General features: G+C 69.6%; 18 protein-coding genes. 7 read left to right on the top strand and 11 right to left on the bottom strand.

Features of this window, described 5'->3' with window-relative positions:
* The first annotated feature begins 54 nt into the window (after positions 1-54).
* Complete coding sequence (locus RWN05_RS03090; protein ID WP_079003740.1) at positions 55-267, top strand: hypothetical protein; 213 nt, start codon at positions 55-57, stop codon at positions 265-267.
* A 72-nt stretch (positions 268-339) separates the two neighbouring features.
* On the opposite strand, the gene RWN05_RS03085 is transcribed toward RWN05_RS03090, so the two are convergent.
* The 3 genes from RWN05_RS03085 to RWN05_RS03075 all read right to left on the bottom strand — a co-directional run bounded on the left by RWN05_RS03085 (position 340) and on the right by RWN05_RS03075 (position 3,128).
* Positions 340-1,797 (bottom strand): catalase, encoded by a 1,458-nt coding sequence (locus tag RWN05_RS03085; protein WP_314138448.1) that lies wholly within the window; start codon positions 1,795-1,797, stop codon positions 340-342.
* Between the two features lie 115 nt (positions 1,798-1,912).
* On the bottom strand, positions 1,913-2,359 hold the full coding sequence (locus tag RWN05_RS03080; protein WP_079003742.1) for a Fur family transcriptional regulator: 447 nt from the start codon (positions 2,357-2,359) through the stop codon (positions 1,913-1,915).
* 157 nt (positions 2,360-2,516) lie between these two features.
* Positions 2,517-3,128 carry a TetR/AcrR family transcriptional regulator gene (locus RWN05_RS03075; protein WP_153303561.1) on the bottom strand — a complete coding sequence of 204 codons (612 nt, stop codon included), beginning with the start codon at positions 3,126-3,128 and terminating at the stop codon, positions 2,517-2,519.
* 94 nt (positions 3,129-3,222) lie between these two features.
* Here RWN05_RS03075 and RWN05_RS03070 point away from each other — a divergent pair, with 94 nt between their 5' ends.
* The gene (locus RWN05_RS03070; RefSeq protein WP_079003744.1) at positions 3,223-3,996 is read left to right on the top strand and encodes a 1-acyl-sn-glycerol-3-phosphate acyltransferase; all 774 of its coding nucleotides are present in this window, start codon (positions 3,223-3,225) and stop codon (positions 3,994-3,996) included.
* Between the two features lie 111 nt (positions 3,997-4,107).
* Complete coding sequence (locus RWN05_RS03065; protein WP_314138443.1) at positions 4,108-5,028, top strand: hypothetical protein; 921 nt, start codon at positions 4,108-4,110, stop codon at positions 5,026-5,028.
* 10 nt (positions 5,029-5,038) lie between these two features.
* Here the strand turns inward: RWN05_RS03065 and RWN05_RS03060 are convergent, their stop codons facing one another.
* Entirely contained in the window at positions 5,039-6,121 is a 1,083-nt protein-coding gene (locus RWN05_RS03060; RefSeq protein WP_175116600.1) for an alpha/beta hydrolase, read from the bottom strand.
* Positions 6,122-6,315: 194 nt separating this feature from the next.
* Here RWN05_RS03060 and RWN05_RS03055 point away from each other — a divergent pair, with 194 nt between their 5' ends.
* Together RWN05_RS03055 and RWN05_RS03050 are read left to right on the top strand one after the other, a co-directional pair.
* Entirely contained in the window at positions 6,316-6,489 is a 174-nt protein-coding gene (locus RWN05_RS03055; RefSeq protein ID WP_064294062.1) for a CsbD family protein, read from the top strand.
* A 96-nt stretch (positions 6,490-6,585) separates the two neighbouring features.
* Positions 6,586-6,849 (top strand): GlsB/YeaQ/YmgE family stress response membrane protein, encoded by a 264-nt coding sequence (locus tag RWN05_RS03050; RefSeq protein WP_079003747.1) that lies wholly within the window; start codon positions 6,586-6,588, stop codon positions 6,847-6,849.
* A gap of 295 nt (positions 6,850-7,144) precedes the next feature.
* On the opposite strand, the gene RWN05_RS03045 is transcribed toward RWN05_RS03050, so the two are convergent.
* The 3 genes from RWN05_RS03045 to RWN05_RS03035 form a co-directional block, all read right to left on the bottom strand.
* Complete coding sequence (locus RWN05_RS03045) at positions 7,145-7,696, bottom strand: type 1 glutamine amidotransferase domain-containing protein (RefSeq protein WP_079003748.1); 552 nt, start codon at positions 7,694-7,696, stop codon at positions 7,145-7,147.
* Positions 7,697-7,805: 109 nt separating this feature from the next.
* A complete protein-coding gene (locus tag RWN05_RS03040) occupies positions 7,806-8,747 on the bottom strand; it encodes a G5 domain-containing protein (RefSeq protein WP_314138439.1) in 942 nt (313 codons plus the stop codon).
* A gap of 88 nt (positions 8,748-8,835) precedes the next feature.
* Positions 8,836-9,780: a DnaJ domain-containing protein gene (locus RWN05_RS03035; RefSeq protein ID WP_314138437.1), complete on the bottom strand. Its 945-nt coding sequence runs from the start codon at positions 9,778-9,780 to the stop codon at positions 8,836-8,838.
* A gap of 5 nt (positions 9,781-9,785) precedes the next feature.
* On the opposite strand from RWN05_RS03035, the gene RWN05_RS03030 reads away from it, so the two are divergent.
* Positions 9,786-9,953: a hypothetical protein gene (locus RWN05_RS03030; protein WP_314138435.1), complete on the top strand. Its 168-nt coding sequence runs from the start codon at positions 9,786-9,788 to the stop codon at positions 9,951-9,953.
* Positions 9,954-9,973: 20 nt separating this feature from the next.
* Here RWN05_RS03030 and RWN05_RS03025 read toward each other — a convergent pair whose 3' ends face one another.
* Both RWN05_RS03025 and RWN05_RS03020 read right to left on the bottom strand, forming a co-directional pair.
* A complete protein-coding gene (locus RWN05_RS03025; RefSeq protein WP_399542855.1) occupies positions 9,974-11,599 on the bottom strand; it encodes a methyltransferase in 1,626 nt (541 codons plus the stop codon).
* Positions 11,562-15,152: an efflux RND transporter permease subunit gene (locus RWN05_RS03020; RefSeq protein ID WP_314138430.1), complete on the bottom strand. Its 3,591-nt coding sequence runs from the start codon at positions 15,150-15,152 to the stop codon at positions 11,562-11,564. The genes RWN05_RS03025 and RWN05_RS03020 overlap by 38 nt, the downstream gene beginning before the upstream one ends.
* 255 nt (positions 15,153-15,407) lie before the next feature.
* Between RWN05_RS03020 and RWN05_RS03015 the strand changes: the two genes are divergently transcribed.
* Positions 15,408-15,788 carry a hypothetical protein gene (locus tag RWN05_RS03015; protein WP_064294055.1) on the top strand — a complete coding sequence of 127 codons (381 nt, stop codon included), beginning with the start codon at positions 15,408-15,410 and terminating at the stop codon, positions 15,786-15,788.
* Positions 15,789-15,807: 19 nt separating this feature from the next.
* Here RWN05_RS03015 and RWN05_RS03010 read toward each other — a convergent pair whose 3' ends face one another.
* Together RWN05_RS03010 and RWN05_RS03005 are read right to left on the bottom strand one after the other, a co-directional pair.
* Positions 15,808-16,380 (bottom strand): hypothetical protein, encoded by a 573-nt coding sequence (locus tag RWN05_RS03010; RefSeq protein ID WP_314138420.1) that lies wholly within the window; start codon positions 16,378-16,380, stop codon positions 15,808-15,810.
* A gap of 9 nt (positions 16,381-16,389) precedes the next feature.
* A complete protein-coding gene (locus RWN05_RS03005; protein WP_314138417.1) occupies positions 16,390-18,432 on the bottom strand; it encodes a primary-amine oxidase in 2,043 nt (680 codons plus the stop codon).
* Positions 18,433-18,477 lie beyond the last annotated feature (45 nt).

The raw sequence follows: 18,477 nt of genomic DNA, 5'->3' as shown, positions 1-18,477 counted from the left end.
GTTGCGTGCATCTGAGGCCTCGTTAGGGTCGATGGACGAGGAGAGGAGCATCACATGGACATCGGCACCATCGTCATCCTCGCCGCGCTCGTCCTCCTGGCGGTCGCGGCCGTCTGGTACGTGTCACGGCGAGACCGCGCCGCGCGCTCGGCCGACGAACACCGCTCGCACGACAACGACGCGGAGGTCGAGCGCGAACGCGCGAGAGGCCTCGCGGAGGGCACCGGCGGCGTGCCCCGTCGTGGCGGTGGCCCGATGGGGTTCTGACCCCGCCAACGAACAGGAACGGTCGCCACCCGCGAGGGATGGCGACCGTTTCCGCATGTTGGGCGCCGGGCTCTAGACGAGCGGCGGGAGGCCTGCTGCGACGCGAGCGCCCAGCGTGCCGTCGACGGCGGTCCAGTAGGCGATGACCCGCTCGCGGAGATCCGCTCGCGTCACCTTCGAGACGTGCCCGATGATGTTGCCGACGAGACGGTCGCGGGCGGCGTCGTCGAGCACCTCGCGCACCAGGGTCCCGGCCTGACCGAAGTCGTCGTCCTCGGCGTGCAGCGTCGCGGCTGCCCGCACGAGCTCGCCGTCGGACTGCCAGCCGTTGGACTCAGCGGCACGCGCAGGGTCGGCGTGGGCGCCACCGACCGAGTTCGGTGCGTAGACCGGCGCGTCCGCGTCGTTGAAGGTGTAGCGCATGGCGCCTTCCTTCGAGTACGTGTGCACCGGCGCGTGCGGGGCGTTCACCGGCAGCTGTGCGTGGTTGGTGCCCACGCGGTAGCGGTGTGCATCCGCGTAGCTGAAGATGCGGGCGAGGAGCATCTTGTCGGGGCTCGCAGCGATCCCGGGGACGAAGTTCGACGGCGCGAAGGTCGCCTGCTCGATCTGCGCGAAGTAGTTCTCCGGGTTGCGGTCAAGGGTCATCCTGCCGACCTCGATGAGCGGGTAGTCGCTGTGCGGCCAGACCTTGGTGAGGTCGAACGGGTTGAAGCGGTAGCCCGCGGCGTCGGCGTACGGCATGACCTGCACGGAGAGCGTCCAGCTCGGGTGCTCGCCGCGGGTGATCGCCTCGGAGAGGTCGCGGATGTGGAAGTCGGCGTCCTCGCCGGCGATCTGGTCGGCCTGGTCCTGCGTGAGGATCTCGATGCCCTGGTCGGTCTTGAAGTGGTACTTCACCCAGAAGCGCTCGCCTGCGGCGTTGACCCACTGGTAGGTGTGCGACCCGAACCCGTCCATGTGCCGCCAGGAGCCCGGAAGACCGCGGTCGCCCATGAGCCAGGTGACCTGGTGTGCGCTCTCGGGGGAGAGCGTCCAGAAGTCCCACTGCATGTCGTGGTCGCGCAGGTGCGAGCCCGGGAGTCGCTTCTGCGAGCGGATGAAGTCGGGGAACTTGATGCCGTCGCGGATGAAGAACACCGGCGTGTTGTTGCCGACGAGGTCGTAGTTGCCCTCGCTCGTGTAGAACTTCAGCGCGAAGCCGCGGGGGTCGCGCCAGGTGTCGGGGCTGCCCTGCTCACCGGCGACGGTGGAGAAGCGTGCGAGCATCTCGGTCTCGACGCCCGGCTGGAACAGTGCGGCACGCGTGAACCGGGAGACGTCGCCGGTCGTGACGAACCGTCCGAACGCACCACCGCCCTTGGCGTGGACGACACGCTCCGGTACCCGTTCGCGGTTGAACTGCGCGAGCTTCTCGACCAGGTAGTGGTCGTGGAGCGCGATCGCTCCGTCTGCGCCGACGCTCTGGGAGTGCTCGTCGCTCGCGACGGGTGCTCCGCTGTTGGTGGTGGTGTAGCTGGTCTCGGACATGTCTCTCCTCGAGGGTGGGGCTGGTCGGACGGTCGGATGGATTCAGCACTGCCACCCTGGCGGTGACAGCTGACGATCGGCATGGAGGTGCCGTCGAGTGGTCTGTGGAACGGTGTCAGGCGGCATCCGCCTGGCACGCGGGGCATACTCCCCAGAACGTGATCTCGGCCGCATCGATCAGGTACCCCGCCGCGTCGTCCGGGTGCATGCACGGCGCCGCGCCCTGCGTACAGTCGACGTCGACCACGGCGCCGCACGAGCTGCACACCAGATGATGGTGGTTGTCGTCGACGCGCAGCTCGTACCGGCCGGGATGGCCGTCCGGTTCGATCCTGCGCACAAGGCCGGCTGCGACGAAGGCGTTGAGCACGCTGTACACAGCCTGTGGGGAGGTCTGCGGTGCTCGCGGCTTCAGGGAAGCGACGACCTGCTCCACGTCGGCGTGCGGTGTCCGGGCGAGGATCTCGAGGACGGCGAGACGTCCCGTGGTCACCCGCAGCCCAGCGGCCCGGATCCTCGTGTGGAAGTCGTTCGTCGCCGACTCCACCTCCGATCCGTTCATGCAGCCACCGTACCGAGTTGTTTTGAATTAGTCAAAATAAGGACTTCCCCTCCGCGTTGTCCCGCAGCCAGCCCAACTCTAATATCAGATATGAGTGATGGACGGATGCGTGACGCCGGATGTGGAGAACTCCCGGTCACGACGGGCGAGCGCCGGGCTAGAGCTCGACCGTCAGCAGAGGTCGAAGCGATCGTCGGGTCTCCTCGGCCATGTCCACGGAGTCACGATCGAGCAGCCACTGCAGCTGGAGACCGTCCATCATCGCGATGAGCATGCGCGCTGCGCTCGCGGGTTCGATGCCGTCCACCAGCTGACCCTCGCGCGCCATCACCTCGAAGGAGACGGTCATCCCGTCGATCAACCAGCTGTACCGCCGGACGAAGTGCTCGTGCGCCGGGTGGTCCGGTGAGGTCGCCTCGGCGGACAGGACGCAGTGGAGCTCGACGAGACCGGGGACGCGCATGTTGTGCTCGACGAGGCGGAGGAGCCCGCGGATGCCTTCGATGCCGCTCCCGATCTCGATGCCCGACTCCTCGCGATCCCGGTCGTCGCGGAAGTCGAGGATCGCGGCGAGCAGATCGTTCTTGGTCGAGAAGTGGTGGAGGAGGCCGGCCTGGCTCATGCCCACGCGCTCCGCGACCTCGCGGAGCGATCCGCTGCGGAAGCCCTGCTCGGCGAAGACGTCCATCCCCGCCTCGAGGATCTCCCGGCGTCGTGCCGCCGTCTTGGCGTAGCTGCCGCGGGAGCGGCCCGTCTGCGTCACCGTCATCCTGCGATCGTATCGGGCGTGCGGTCCGCCGGCGAAGGGTCCCGAGGCACCCCCAGCCCGGTAGTTCCCCAGGTCCCTGTCGTACGGTGTCGCCATGAGACGCCGCAATGAGCCCGTGTACGACACCGCCGTCGGTGTCGGTCGCTCCCTCTTCGGCTTCTGGCGCCTGCGCCGTCACACCAGCGGCATCGAGCACCTGCCCGACGAGGGTGGTGCGGTGATCGCGATGACCCACTTCGGGTACCTCGAGTTCGCACTCGTCGAGTGGGCGACCGTGCTCCACAACCGCCGCCGCATCCGGTTCATGGCCAAGCAGGGCGCCTTCGACCAGCCCATCGTGGGCCGTCTCCTCCGGAGCATGCGGCACATCGCCGTCGACATGCGTGCCGGTGCGGCCGCCTATGCCGACGCCGTCGCAGCGCTCCGCAGCGGCGAGCTGGTCGGGGTCTTCCCCGAGGCCGGCGTCAGCGCCTCGTTCACCGTCCGCGAGCTCAAGTCGGGCGCGGTCCGCCTCGCGCAGGAGGCCGGCGTGCCGATCATCCCCGTCGCGGTCTGGGGTGGTCATCGCCTCCTGACGAAGAACCACCGGGTCGGCTTCCGCGAACGGTTCGGGGTCCCCGTGCACTTCTCGTTCGGCGAGCCGATCACCGTCGCGCCCGGCGCCGATGTTGGCGCGAGCACCGAGCAGCTCCGCGACCGCCTCCAGGGCATGATCGACGAGCTGCAACGCGACTATCCCGTCGACGGCACCGGGGCGTGGTGGCAACCTCGCGCTCTGGGCGGGACGGCTCCGACGCCTGCCGAGGCTGCAGCCGCCGACCTCGAACGCGAGCGCCGACGCGAGGCGCGTCGGCAGACGACGAGCTGAGCGGACGTCCGCCGCGGTCTATCCTGTGGAGGTGCCACCTCTGACCTCGTCGACCCACCCCGCAGGGCGTCGTCGCTCTGCCAGCCCGCGCCCCGAGCGGAGCGTGGCACCGTGAGTCGTGGGTGGAACGGCTTCGTCGCGAAGTCGACGTGGCTCCCGAAGTCCTGGCGCGAACGCGCTGAACGCGCGCTGGCGGAGACCCCCGCGGCGCCGGTCGCACCGGACACGAACGACGCCGAGTCCGCAGCCGACCACTCGCCACAGCGCACGCCGGATCCCACGCCTCGGCCGACGCCGACGCCCGAGGCGCTGCAGCCCGACGACTCGGCGCCACTGGACGGCGGTGACGCGCACGCACCTCGGACGCCCGTCGCCGGCACGGACGTCGACGAGGCGACCTCAGGAGACGCGCGGTCCACGACCCGCCTGGTGGACCCGGTCGCCCTCCCCGTCACCGCGTCAGCCCCGGTCGTCCCGCTGAGCGTCGCCATCACCGATTTCGAGCTCGCCGACGACTCCGTCATCGGCCCGGCATCCGTCCTCGACAACCTCGAACTCACGAAGGCCGCCGTGACCCGGGTCGCATCGGCGATCCTCACGACCGAGGGCCCGATCGCCGTCCCTCGCCTCGTGACCATCGTGGCTCGGCGCTTCGGCGTCGACCGACCGTCCGAGGAGTCCCGCACCGAGCTGTCGGCGCTGGTGACGGACGCGTTCGTCGTCCAGAACGGCTTCGCCTGGCCCACCGGACTCGACGTCGTCACGTGGCGAGGCGTCCGCCGGGTCGTGCATCGCGACCACCGCGCGGTCACCGACATCAGTCCCGCGGAGATCTGCAACGCCATGGAGCTCGTGATCACCGCGAGCCCCGATCACGAGGTCGACCGCGAGCAGCTGCCGATGCAGGCGGCGTCCGTGCTCGGCTACGGTCGCCTCGGTGAGACCGCTCGACGCTGGCTCGACCTGACACTCGCCCAGGCGGTGCTCCACGGTCGTCTCATCGAGGACGGCGAACGCATCCGCCTCCCCTGACACAGGTCGTTCAGCGGACGGGCGGACCCTGCTGGCCGAACGGCAGGCTCGTGTCGGTGACGCCGTCGATGAAGGCGTCCATGCGCTGGAGGTTGAACCGACCCTGGTCGTTGAGCAGGAACTGGTACTCGTGCTCGAGCCCTGGCCGGAAGTCCGGGTTGAAGATCATCGATTGCACATCCACACCGAGGCCCTGGAGCCTCGCCTTGAACTCGACCGACTGCGGGTAGAGCGGATCCCAGTTGCCCACCGTGATGTACGTCGGCGGATACTTCGCGGTCAGGTAGTCGACGACGGACGCGGACGCCACCTCCGGTCGGGTCTTGTAGTCGCGCGCACCGAAATACGACCAGAGCACCGTGTCGAGGAACCACCCGAAGCTGCCCTCGGCGTTGACCAGGCTGAGGTCGTACGCCCCGCATGCGAGGACCACCCCGGCGAGCTGCTCCGGCTCGATCGGCGATTCGACCTTGATGGAGCTGGCGTACTCGGAGCTCGTGACCACGTTCGCGACCTGGGCGGCGATCTGGGCACCGGCGGAGTCGCCGGCGAGGATGAGCTTGGACGAATCCACGTTGAGCGCGCGTGCGTTGGCGTCGAGGTAGCCGAGTGAGTCGGCGACCTGCTCGATGGGCAACGGGTACTGGCCCTCCGGCGCGATCGTGTACTCGACCGCGACCGCCGTGTACCCCTCTCCGGCCAGCACGCGCATGTAGTTGGAGATGAGTTCCTTGCTGCCGGAGATCCAGGCTCCGCCGTGCACCCACACGATCGTCGGGAGGGCCGCGCCACTCCCGCGGACGCCATCGGGCGTGTAGACGTCGAGCAGCGCGTCCGCGTCGCCGGAGCGGTACGGGATGTCCTGTCGGACGTCGACACCGTCGGGGACGTACTTCACGAGGTCCGATTGCACGACCTTCGCCCGCTCGTCGAAGGCCATGCGGATGACCATCGAGCCGGGCCACGGGGTCAGCTGCAACCAGACGAAGATCACCAGCGCGATGGCGAGGATCACGCCGATGATCCAGAACATCGTGTTGCGGACGACACGGAGGAAGCGCGCGAAGCCCGAGCGAGGGGGTGCTGTCCTCAAGCGATTCACCTCCTGGCGGGTCTGGACGGCGGCGCTGCCTGGCGGAACACGAACGTCCAGTCTCGCATTCGATCGGACACCCACTGCGCCCCGGAAGTTTTTCGACGGATTTCGTGACGAATACCCACTGAGCTGCGTCTTACCCGATGACCGGACATCATCACCGGTTTCCAACGCAGACGAAGGAGAACGCCATGAGTGCATCGGACAAGATCCAGAACGCCGCTGAGGACCTCGCGGGCAAGGCGAAGGAAGCCCTGGGCAAGGTCACCGGCGACGACAGCAAGGTCGCAGAGGGCAAGGCCGACCAGACGAAGGCCGACGCCAAGAAGGCCGGCGAGAATGTCAAGGACGCGTTCAAGCACTAGTCCTCGCGGTACAGTGGCTGCCCCCGCCCACCGGCGGGGGCGGTAACACGGTCGACCGGCACCCCGTTCGATCCAGCGATCACATTTGGAGACATCATGAGTTTTCTCGGCTTCCTGCTGCTCGGCCTCATCGCCGGCGCCATCGCCAAAGCAATCCTTCCGGGCCGTCAGGGTGGCGGTTGGTTGATCACGCTGCTGCTCGGCGTCGTCGGCGCACTGCTCGGCGGATGGCTCGGCGGCATCCTCTTCGGCGCGAACCTGCAGGAGTTCTTCTCGCTGCAGACGTGGCTCCTCGCCATCGGCGGATCCATCGTCGTGCTCCTCATCTACGGTGCGCTGACCCGCAACAAGAAGGCGTAACCGCCCCCACACAGCACTCGGACGCCCGGCCCCTCCAGGGGGCCGGGCGTTCGTGCGTGTGGAGGTCATCGCCGGCCGCACGGTGTCCGCCGTTTCGGGGACTGTGCGGCGTCCCAAGTGCTGTCAGAATGTCTGATGTTTGATATCAGCATCTGATATTAGAGGAGGGGGTCTCATGGACTTCTACCGGAAGCTGCTCGAGCTGCTGCGCGCGATCTGCGGCTGGTTCTGACCCGCACGCATGAACGCCCGGTCCACCAGGACCGGGCGTTCGTGCGTCACGCTGCGACCGGAGTCAGGCGTGCTGGCCCTCGTGCTCGCCTTCGCCGATCTCCTCGACGAGCTTCGCATTGAAGGCCGGGAGGTCATCGGGCGTGCGGCTCGACACGAGTCCCTGGTCGACGACGACCTCCTCGTCCACCCAGGATGCACCCGCGTTGCGCAGATCCGTCTTCAGGCTCGGGTAGCTCGTGAGTTCGCGACCGCGGACGACGTCCGCCTCGATGAGGATCCATGCGCCGTGGCAGATCACCCCGACCGGCTTGCCCTGCTCGAAGAAGGCCTTCGCGAAGGCGACCGAGCTCTCGTCCACGCGGAGGTCGTCCGCATTGACGACACCGCCGGGCAGCACCAGTGCGTGGTAGTCGTCGGAGGAGGCCTCGGCGACCGCGACGTCGACGGGCTGGACGTGTCCGTTCTTCCCGGTCACATCCTGGGTGGCGGGCGACACCAGTCGGGCGGTCGCTCCGGCTCCGGTGACCGCCTCCCAGGGGCTCGTCAGTTCACTGTCCTCGTAGCCGTCCGTGAGCAGGAAGGCCACCTGCTTGCCGTTGAGTTCTGCGCTCATCGTCGCTCCAATCCGTCAGCGTCGAGACACCGTCCGGCGCCTCGCCAGCGACGATACGCTCGGCCCCACCGCTCGGACCCGGGCTTCCGCCGAGCGCGAACGGGGTTGCTCAGGCGTCGCAGGCGATGCCGTCACCGTCCCGATCGAGGTCGTAGACGTCGCTCCCGACGACGTACACCGGGCCGGGCGTGTACGCCGGGCCGTTGCCGCTCCCGCCGGCGCAGTCGACGTCGCTGGCGATCGGAACGCACTGCCCCTCGTAGTTCGGGTCGCACCCTCCACCGGCCGGCTCGGCGACGGGCGCAGGAGGCGGCGGCGGAGCGGGTTGCCGCGTCCCGACGGACGTCACCTGCGCGATCGGTTGGACCGACACGAGCTGCGCGACGAGCTCTCGAGCGATCTCGACCCCGGCTCGCGTGGTGACGCGGTAGGTGTTCGTCTGCTGCCCGGGGACGCCCGCCGTCGTCACGACGACCTGACCGACGTCGAGGTCCGGGTCCTGGACCTCGGTCACCGCGAACGGGATCTCCACCACCTCAGTCACCTCGGTGACGACGTCGGTCGGGGTGGGGGTCGGCGTGGCACTCGGTTCGGCGGCGGACGTCCCCTCCGGAGCCGACAACAGCGCCGCCGGCCGGGGCGCGACCGGGTGGATGGCCGCGTTGGCGCCACCACCCACGACGACCAGGCACAGGGCGGCACCGATCACCGCGGCCGCCATCCCGCGGTTGCGGATCCCGAGGGAGGAGACGCGACCACGGACGAGCGCGACCGCACCGATCACCACGGCCACCAGGGCGACGAGTGCGAGCATCGCCCAGAACGCGCCACCGACGGCGCTGACGAGCAACAGTACTCCGACCAGGCTGAGCAGGACGATGTGGAGCGGACCGAGGTGGCGCGTCCGGGACGCCCCAGCAGCAGGAGGGACGGTGGCCGGGGGAGCGGGCACGGCCGCCGGCACGCGTTGCCCACCCCAGCCGACTCCGGTCCACCATCGTTGCTGGCCGGGCTGCTCGGGATCGGGATACCAGCCTGCGGGAGAAGTCATGCCCTGATGCTGGGGCCTGGAGCAGGGCGGCACAAGGTCCCCGAGTGGGGCGAGAGGGGATTCCTCCCGCGCCGTGTCACGGCGCGTGTCAGAGGCCGACGAAGCGGATGGTCTGATGCAGGCGCGTGCGGATGTCGAACAGCTGGTTGCCACCCATGCGGTCGACGCCCGGGAGACCGGTGCGGAGGAGGTCGGCCAGGCGGGAGCGCTCGACGAGCACCGTCACCGGATGCTTGCGACCGATGAACTCCACCGACTCCGGGGTGGCGCCGTCCGGCACGACGATGACGGAAGCCGTGAACTTCACCCGGGCCGCCTTCGCGACGGTCCGGGCCGAGCGCACGATCGACCGGACGGGCTCCTCGCGAGGATCGAGCGTCTCCCCGACGACCTCGCCGCGGTGCACCCGGACCGGCCCACCCCAGTCCTCCGACTTGACCGCGAACAGGCCGGTCGGGCCGAGGACGACATGGTCGAGCTTCGCTTCGCCCGGCGCCAGGACGTCGTGCCAGACCGTGTATCCGATGCCGAGCGTCGCCACGGTGCGCGCCGTCTGCTCCTCGGCGAGCGCGTTGGCCAACTGGTGCCGGATCTCGCGCGGAGCCGAACGGACGAGCTTCGGATCGTAGGGGTCGTCGAGCGGGACACCACGGCCGACCCACTCCCGGATGAGCCCGAGGTAGGCCTCGCGCGAGTCTCCGCCGGGGTGCCCGTAGGCGCGAGCGCGGGGTCGCGAGTCGGCGCGCTGCGTACCCGACCGACCCGTGCTCGACGCCGACCAGGTCGGAGCGTCGTCGTCGCCCGCGTCGGAGGACGGCACGTTGCGCCCGCGGTCGTAGGCGGCCCGGTCCTGTTCGGTTCCGACGCGCTCCCAGGCGAGCTGGACGGCGTTGAACTGTCGCGCGCTCCCGCCGAGGTCGGGGTGGGTCTCGCGCATGAGCCGTCGGTAGGCCCTCCGGAGCTCGTCCTGCGTCGCCGTCGTGCTCACACCGAGCACCTCGTACGGGCTGGCTGAGAGTGGGCTCTCCGGCATGGAGGGTGGTCGCTTTCGTCGGCGGCGTCGGTCGGTCCGACACGGCAGACTATCGCCATCACCTGGAAGACCGCCCGAACCGGCGCCCGGTCGGCGCTGTGGACTACTCCAGCGAGCACCGCCTCACGGACGACGGCGTCCTCATCGCCCAGGCTCGCTTCCACTACGAGTAGGGCCGGGGACCCGGAACGGCTCAGGAGCTCGGTAGGAGGATGCCGTCGTCCAGCAGTGCGCGGACCCGGGGGAGGAGTTCGGCGCGGAGTTCCGCCGCATCGACCTCGACGAGCTGGGCGATCGCGTCGATGATGGCTCCCAGGGTCAACTCGCCGTCGCAGGCGCCGACGAGCCCCGCCAGGCCCGTGTCGATTCCCACCGAGCGGGCCAGGCCGCCACCCTGCCGCAGGGTCATCGCCGTCGGATCCTCGTCACCGGGCCAGTAGTGGCGCTCCTCGGTGACGTCGCCCGCGAGGATGACGCGTTCGCCGAGCAGCTGCTCGTCGTCGAGCGCGACCTGCCAGTCGTGTGCGAGGAGACACACGGCGAGGTGCGCACCGAGTCCGGCGGCGTTCGAACCCGCCTGCCCGTGCAGCCGCTCGAAACGGCGCAGCGGCGTGGACGGGTCCGATCGACGGAGCAGGACATAACCGAAGCCGACGCCGGTCACAGCCCGAGCCGCGAAGTCGTCGAGCCAGGCTCCCGCGAGGCGCTCGAACTCCGGCGTCCCGAGGCGGGTGCCACCGTCCCGGATCCACGTCTCCGCGTATTCGGCCGGATCCTGCACCTCGCGCTCGATGACCCAGGCGTCGACCGGTTCCGGACTGCGCTCCACCCATCCGGCCACGCGGTCGAGCCCGTCGGCACCGTCTCGGTACTCCCAGTTCCCGAGGAACTGCGCGACCCCGCCGGGCGTCAGATGCCGGGCGGCCTCGAGGAACACCGACTCCACGAGCGCATCGCCGACCAGACCGCCGTCGCGGTATTCGTAGCTCGGCACGCCCTCGGCGCGCGGGGTGATGACGAACGGCGGGTTGGAGACGATGCGGTCGAACCGTTCGCCGGCGACGGGTTCGAACATGCTGCCGTGGCGGAATTCGATCGAGTCGATGCCGTTCAGGCGCGCGTTGAGTGCGGCGAGCTCGAGTGCTCGCTCGGAGATGTCCGTCGCGACCACGTGATCCGCGATCCGCGACAGGTGGAGCGCCTGGATGCCGCACCCGGTCCCGAGGTCGAGTGCCGTTCCGATCCGCTCGGGCAGGACGATGCCGCTCAGGGTCATCGACGCGCCGCCGACGCCGAGGACGTGCTCTTCGCCGAGCTCGTGACCCAGCGCGAGCTCGCCGAGGTCGGAGGCGATCCACCACGCACCGCTCCCGTTGGCGTCGACCCAGGCGTACGGACGCAGGTCTATGGTCGGGGCGACCGATCCGTCGTCGCTCAGGCCGACGAGACCGAGCGCCACCGCGCCGTCGAGGCCGAGCGACGGCAGTGCACGCGCCGCGTCATCGGCTCCCACGGAGACGCCGAGCACGAACAGCGTCGCCAGCGTCGCGATCGGTTCAGTGCCGGCCGTCCGGCGGCGTTCGTCGAGCGAACGGATCGCCACGACCCGGTTCGAGCGGTGCAGGGCGGCCTCGGCCGTCTCACCCCAGAGACCGCGCACCCGTTCCACCGTGTACCCGGCCGCGTCGAGGTCGGAACGGAGGAGGTCGATCAGTCGCTGGTCCACGCCCACCAGTGTGCCAGCTGCGGGGTGGGCCGGATCGCCCACCCTGCAGCCGCCGTCAGCGATCCGTGGTGAGGATCGCGTCGAGGTCCTCATCGGTCTGCTCGTCGTGCTCCTCGACCTCACGCTGCGCGGCCTTCGCCGTGCGCTCACGCTTCTCCAGGCGGCGCTCGGTCCGGCGCTCCAAGAGCAGGTACAGCACGGGCACGAGGATGAGCGTCAGGAGCGTCGACGACACCAGGCCACCGATCACGACGATCGCGAGCGACTGCGAGATGAACACCCCACCGCCGGTGAGTCCGAGCGACATGGGCACGAGCGCGAAGATGGTCGCGCAGGCGGTCATGATAATCGGCCGCAAGCGGAGTCGAGCTCCGTGCAGGACCGCGTCGTCGATGCCGTCGCCCCGAGCCCGGTACGAGTTGACCAGGTCGATGAGGACGATCGCGTTCGTGACGACGATGCCGATGAGCATGAGGAGGCCGATCATCGACGGGATGCCGAGCGGGGTCCCCGTGATGAGCAGGGCCGCGATCGCGCCGGTCGCCGCGAAGGGCACGGAGACCAGCAGGATGAGCGGCTGCAGGAGGCTCCGGAACGTCGCCACCATGACGATGAAGACGAGCACGATCGCGATGAGCATCGCGAGGCCGAGCTGCGCGAACGACTCCTCCTGCTCCTGGGCGACACCACCGACCGAGGCGGTGACCCCGCTCGGCAGGTCCAGGCCGTCGAGGCCCTCCCGGACGGCGAGCGTCGTCGCGCTGAGGTCGTCACCCGTCGGCGTCGCGGACACGGTCACGGTCCGGACGCCGTCGATACGCGTGATCGCCGCTGCGGCACGTTCCTCGCCCACCTGCGCGACGGCGCTGACCGGGATCGGGACGGCGCTGACGTTGGCGAGGTCCTTCTGCGCCTGGGTGAGGCGGTCTGCCTCCGCCTGCTGTTCGGCGGCCTCGCTCTCGGCGTCCCGCATCGCTTCCAGCTGCTCGTCGATGGTCGTGATCGAGCCTTGGAGTTGGGAGATGGCGTCGCTCAGTCCGGCGAGTTGGGCGGCGCGTGCCTCGTAGGCCTGTCGTGCCGCCTCCTCCTCCGGTGTCGTGGGCGTGACCGGCGGCACCTCGACGGGAGCCGCTTGCAACGCACTCAGCTGAGCCCGCAGGGCGTCGAGCTGCGAGGCCGCGGTCGAGCGGGCGTCCTGGAGTTCCGAGCGCTGGGTCGCGGCCTGGGATGCCGCCTCGTCCTTCGCGCGCTGGGTGGCCTCGTCCTGCTCGGCCGTGAGGGCGTCGGTCGCGGCCTTCTGAGCCGCGGCCTGCTGCAAAGCACTGACGGGAAGGGGGAGTGCGGCGATCTCGGCCGGCGTCGTGCCGACCCGCTGCGAGCGGACGATGATGTCGCGAGACGCTCCCTCGAGGATGACCGAACCCATCGGGGTGCCGCGGAGCGCACTGGCGATGGCCTGGCCGATCTGTTCCTGCGTGAAGCCGTACCGGGCGGCGGCGGCGCGGTCGACGTTCACCTTGAGCAGGCCCTGCTCGTCGGCGAGGTCGCTCGTCGCATCGCGGAGGCCGTCCGTACCGCCGAGCATGTCCTGTACCGCGGCCGCCGCCGTGGCGAGCGCCGCGGGGTCCTCACCCTGCAGCGTGACCTCCATGCCGCCTCCGCCACCGGTGAATCCGCCCCCGGCGTCGCCGACGGTGACCTCGCCGACGTCGTCGAGCTTCGCCACGGCGTCCCGGATGGTGTCGGCGACGCCCTCGCGTGAACTCTCCTCACCGACGGTCACGCTGATCTGTGCCGTGTTACTCGAGCCGTTCCCACCGACGGTGGTCAGGTATCCGGAGACGCCGGCGGTCTTCGCGAGGACCGCTTCGACGGCCGCGGCCGCGTCGCTGGTGACGTCGAGGCTTGTCCCCTCCGGGAGTTCCTGCGTGACCGTGACGGTGTTCTCGCCCCCGATGTCGCCGAGGTATTCGGTCTTCAGGAACCCCGCCGAGACGATCGTCCCCGCGAACACGACCGCCGCCACGAGCAGGGTCACGAACGGACGCTTCAGGGCGGTGCGCAGGACCGGCAGGTAGGCGCGCTGGAGCTTCGAGTACGCCTCGGACTCGTCCTCGACGACGGACGCCGCTTCGGTGGCCGCATCGTCGGTGGCCTTGCCGACAGCCGGGGCGGAGGAGCCTCGCATGAACCAGTAGGCGAGCACCGGCACGATCGTGAGCGAGACCACGAGGGATGCGATGAGCGCGACCGACACGGTGACGGCGAACGGTCGGAACAGCTCGCCGACCGTCCCGCCGACGAAGGCGACCGGGAGGAACACGGCCACGGTCGTGATCGTCGACGCGGTCACGGCCCCGGCGACCTCGCGGACCGCCTCGACGACGCTCGTGGTCGTCATCGCCCGCCCGGTGTGCCGACGCTTGATGTTCTCGATCACCACGATGGAGTCGTCGACCACCCGCCCCACGGCGACGGTCAGCGCCGCGAGCGTGAAGATGTTGAGCGAGTAGTCGCCGATCCACAGACCGATCATCGCGATGAGGAGCGAGAGCGGGATCGACACGGCCGTGATGATCGTGGACCGGATCGACAGCAGGAACACCAGGATCACGATGATCGCGAACAACAGCCCGAGCCCGCCCTCGACGGAGAGGTCGTGGATGGACTGCTCGACCATCGGCGACTGGTCGAAGACGACGGTGAAGGCCGCACCCGAGCCGAGCTCCTGCTCCAGCCCGGGGAGGGCGTCACGGATGGTGTGGGCGAGTTGGACGGCGTTGGCCGACGGGTCCTTGAGGATCGTGAGCGACAGCGACGGGAGACCGTCCGCCCGGGCGATGGAGGTCTCGGCTGCGGGCACGAGCTCCACGTCCGCGACGGCGGAGAGCGCGAAGGGCCCGTCCTCGTGCTGGATGGGGAGCGCCTGCACCTCGGCCAGCGAGCCGACGGCCGAGCCGACCTCGATCGAGAGCTCCTTGCCGGCGTCGACACTCGTCCCGGCAGCCGTGATGACACCACTCGCCTGGACAGCCGCCATGACCTCCTCCGCGGTCACCTTCTTGGCCGCGAGGTCGGCCGGACGCATCGTGATGACGAGCTGCGTGGCGTTCTCGCCCGCGAGATCGACCTGGCGCACACCGGCGATGCCGCGGAGCTCGGGGAGCACGGTGGTCTCGACCCTGCCCGCGAACTCACCGGACTCGTCCTCGGACGCGACCGCGAGCTGCAGCACGGGGATGTCGTCGCTCCCGCCGGCGTAGACCTCGGTGGTCGTGTCGTTCGGAAGCGTGCTCTTCAAGCCGGCGAGGGCGCTGCGGATGTCACCGACGATCTTCTCGTCGTCCTGCCCGAAGTCCCAGCTCACCTGCACGGACGTGGAACCGCTGACCGACGTCGAGGTGACGCCGGTGACGCCCTTGACCCCCTGCACCGCCTGCTCGACGGGCTTCGTGACCTCGCGCTCCACCGACGACGGCGAGGCGCCGGGGTAGGTCGCGGCAACGACGGCACCCGGCTGCTGCACGGACGGCAGCAGCTCCTGCTTCAGGGAACCGACCGCGAAGAGTCCGAAGGCCACGATCGCCGCAGTGATGAGGCCGACGATCAGTCGATTGGCGAGGCTGAGCCTCGTGAGGAATGACATGGAAGGACGGGCCTCTCGGTCGCGGAGTGGGCGCCATCCGCCCCACTCCACGCTATGGAGCGACGCCCCTGATCACATCCGCACGAGGATGGACCTGAAACGGCACCGACATCCGCCGATCGGACGACATCGGTGGTCCCGCGGTACCAGCCTCGACCGCGAGGGAGCTGCGCCTTGACGGCACGGTCCTCCGATACCGGGCGTACCCTTGATACCCGAGTGCGCGCCGCGGGTGCGCCGGAGCGAGGAGGGTACGTGGATCTGCAGGCCGTCGACCTCCCCAGGTTGCGCCGCGACGCACAGCTCGAGCGCGAGGTCATCATCGAGCACCGCGCCCGCGACGGCGAGGACCCCTGGGACTTCCTGCCCTCGATGCCGACGGTCGACGAGCTCGTCGTCGCCGTCCTCCGGGACGACGCGCTGCACGCCCGGGGTCTGGCCGCCCAGCACGCTATGGCGCGGCTCGCCGGGTACTCGTCGCTCGACGACGCCCAGGACCACCGCGACAACGCGGACCACTTGGAGTACGAGGTGCTCCGTGAGATCGCCCGCGTGCACCCCGAGTTGACCCGAGCGGTATGGCGGATGTCCGGCAAGGTCGCCCGGCCGCCGTGGGAGGGCGACGACGCCGAGTAGATCGACGCCGCCGCCCAGGTCACAGCGCCACGGCGAGCCCCATGGCGACGACGGAGACCGTCATGCTCACCACCTCGATGACCACGACCCGCTCGCGCCGGCGAGCCGTCTCGACCGCGAGCCGCATGGACAGGGCCGTGAACACCGCCATGCCGGCCGCGAGGAGCACGGCGGGGAGGGCGCCCATTCCGATCTGATGTCCTGTCGGGTGCATGCCCGATCCGGCATATGTACTCCCGGTGGCATGACCCGCCATGGTGCACACGAGCGCCGCCATGATGACGAGACCGCCTGAGGTGTGCACGGTCATCGCCGCACGGTGGTGTGTGACGGCGAGCGCCACAGCGTTCTCGACCGGAGCCGGCAGCCCGGCGACGGACCGAAGCCGGACCGCCGAGGCGACGGCGAGGACGATCAGGACGACCGCCCAGAGCAACGGATGCAGCATCCCGGCACCGGTCGCCAGGTCGAGCATCGCCGCGAGCATGACGATCGCGGCCACGAGGTCGAGGGGTCCGCGTCGGCCGCCGACGGTGCAACAGGCGCCGACGGCGGCCGGGACGAGCGCCCCGAGGTGGAGGACCTCGCTCATCGCCGCGACCTAGTGCCCGTGGCCACAGTGCTCCTCGGCACCCTGGTCGTGACCGCCGTGTCCCACGTGCGCGGCGCCGGTGTCGTGCGAACAGTGCCCGACCGCTTCGTTCGGCGGGACGTTCAGGGTCGGGTTCTTGCCGAAGAAGCCGTAGGGCTTGAGCGTGAACCGGGCGTAGTCCATCGGCATGACCGGCCAGTCCTCCGGACGGGGGAAGTGCGTCGGTCCGAAGGTGTGCCAGAGCACGATGTCCTCGCCGTCGATCGACTCGTCGCCCTCGATGAACCGCGTGATCCCGTCGCCACCCGGGTTCTGGTGGACGAAGTCGCCCGCCGCGTATCGTTCAGCCGGGTCGTACTTCGTGACGAAGAGGTGCTTCGTCGCGAACTCCGCCCGCTTGGCGATCGACGACGACGCGTCGGCCATGAGCGTCGGCGACTCCTGCGGGTACAGCACGTACCCCGTCGGGCGTCCCATCCGGTTCGTCTTCTCCGTGTTGACGATGTGCCAGGCTCGAGCGGCCGAGCCGTCCGCCACGCGTCCGGACCCCGCTTCCGTGCTGAGCCGCGTGACCCGCTTCGTGAAGGCGTTGCCGTGCTCGTTCCCCGGCCCGATCGGCACCCGGACCGCGTCCACCTCCTCGACCGCGTTCGACAGACCGTCGACCATCATGTCCAGTCGGGCCGAGAAGAGGTGCTGGTGGTACGGCCCACCGAGCCCGGGCGCGACCTCCGAGGCGTACGGGTAGTCGGCGCCCTCCGCGTCGAGCCCGGGGTACGCGGAGGTGAAGAGGATGCCCGTCAGCTTCGACTCGCACTCGATGGTGCCGTCGAGGTACAGGTACCAGTAGAACCCGTAGTCGTAGTTGCCGACGGTCGTGAAGAAGGAGATGACCAGCCGACGCGACCGCCGGACCTCGTTGGAGCCGGTGTACAGGTCTGAGTGCTTCCAGAGGGTGCCGAAGTCCTCCTCGTGCATGCAGATCCCGTTCTCGATCGTGAACGGGTTGCCGAGTTCATCGGCGAGCACCGCGTCGAAGTACTTGATCTCGCCCACACAGTCGCACCCGAGCGCCAAGGAGTTCGTGAACCGGCCGAACAGGTACTCGCCGGTGTCGAAGTAGTTCTGCCAGAAGCGCACGGGGGAGGGGTCGCCGTAGGGCACCAGCATCTCGTTGATCGACGCCCGGTAGATGATCGGTCGTTCCTCGCCGGCATCGTCGAACGAGAGCTGACGGAGGACGAGGCCCTCACGGACGTCGAACCCGACCTGGAACCGCCAGTTGCCCCACTCGACGAACTCGCCGTCGACCTGGAAGCTCGGACCCTCCGGCTGGGTGATGACGATCGGCTTGAGCGAGGAGAGCGGAGCGCCCTGGACCGCCGGGTCGTCGAAGTTCCCGGGCTCCGCCGGAATCGCCAGGGCTGTCGCGTCGATCAGGCGGGTGATCCGTCGTGCCGCGGTGTCGACATAGGCGCTCAGTCCGTCGACGGGGTGGGCCCACGGGTGGTCGGCCGGGTAGTCCTGGCGGAACGCGAGGACCCGGACGATCCGACGCCCGACCTCCTCGGGATAGTCGTAGAAGCCGGCCGACAGCGGGACGACCTTCACCTCGTCGACCGTGCAGCCACGGGCGGCGAGGGCGGCGACCCACCCCTCGTCCTCCGCCACGATCTCCGCGATGGCGTCGAACTCCTCGATGAGGATCGGCAGCTGGCCGCGGGAACCGTCCAGGACGACCGTGCTGAGCAGGGACCCGCTGTCGATGGACACCACGTTGTCCGTCGATCGACCCGTGGCCATGTCGAGCAGCATCACGCGGGCGAGGCGTTCCGGCAGGGGACCGTCGCCGGCCTGCCAGGCGAGCACCGCCCGCTTGTGGGGCTCCTCGAGGCCGACGTAGGCGAACCGGGTCGTCTCGGTGAAGTCGTCGAAGCCGGTGACGATGTCGCGGATGCGGTCGAACTCCGGCGCGGACAGGCTGGCGAGCGGGTGCTGGACGGGCGTGTCGCCGCCGGTGCTGCGCAGGGTGGTGGGGTCGGTGATGGTCATCGTGAGGCTCCTGGTTCGGTGATGCGGCTGGTCTCGGAATGCGAG

The sequence above is a fragment of the uncultured Plantibacter sp. genome (assembly GCF_963518075.1).
GTDB lineage: Bacteria > Actinomycetota > Actinomycetes > Actinomycetales > Microbacteriaceae > Plantibacter > Plantibacter flavus_A.
This window is presented reverse-complemented; position numbering and strand designations above follow the sequence as displayed.

Coding starts and splice junctions, on each gene's coding strand:
- RWN05_RS03090 (WP_079003740.1), top strand. CDS start 55: ATGGACATCGGCACCATCGTCATCCTCGCCGCGCTCGTCCTCCTGGCG.
- RWN05_RS03085 (WP_314138448.1), bottom strand. CDS start 1,797: ATGTCCGAGACCAGCTACACCACCACCAACAGCGGAGCACCCGTCGCG.
- RWN05_RS03080 (WP_079003742.1), bottom strand. CDS start 2,359: ATGAACGGATCGGAGGTGGAGTCGGCGACGAACGACTTCCACACGAGG.
- RWN05_RS03075 (WP_153303561.1), bottom strand. CDS start 3,128: ATGACGGTGACGCAGACGGGCCGCTCCCGCGGCAGCTACGCCAAGACG.
- RWN05_RS03070 (WP_079003744.1), top strand. CDS start 3,223: ATGAGACGCCGCAATGAGCCCGTGTACGACACCGCCGTCGGTGTCGGT.
- RWN05_RS03055 (WP_064294062.1), top strand. CDS start 6,316: ATGAGTGCATCGGACAAGATCCAGAACGCCGCTGAGGACCTCGCGGGC.
- RWN05_RS03050 (WP_079003747.1), top strand. CDS start 6,586: ATGAGTTTTCTCGGCTTCCTGCTGCTCGGCCTCATCGCCGGCGCCATC.
- RWN05_RS03045 (WP_079003748.1), bottom strand. CDS start 7,696: ATGAGCGCAGAACTCAACGGCAAGCAGGTGGCCTTCCTGCTCACGGAC.
- RWN05_RS03040 (WP_314138439.1), bottom strand. CDS start 8,747: ATGACTTCTCCCGCAGGCTGGTATCCCGATCCCGAGCAGCCCGGCCAG.
- RWN05_RS03035 (WP_314138437.1), bottom strand. CDS start 9,780: ATGCCGGAGAGCCCACTCTCAGCCAGCCCGTACGAGGTGCTCGGTGTG.
- RWN05_RS03025 (WP_399542855.1), bottom strand. CDS start 11,599: ATGAGGACCTCGACGCGATCCTCACCACGGATCGCTGACGGCGGCTGC.
- RWN05_RS03020 (WP_314138430.1), bottom strand. CDS start 15,152: ATGTCATTCCTCACGAGGCTCAGCCTCGCCAATCGACTGATCGTCGGC.
- RWN05_RS03010 (WP_314138420.1), bottom strand. CDS start 16,380: ATGAGCGAGGTCCTCCACCTCGGGGCGCTCGTCCCGGCCGCCGTCGGC.
- RWN05_RS03005 (WP_314138417.1), bottom strand. CDS start 18,432: ATGACCATCACCGACCCCACCACCCTGCGCAGCACCGGCGGCGACACG.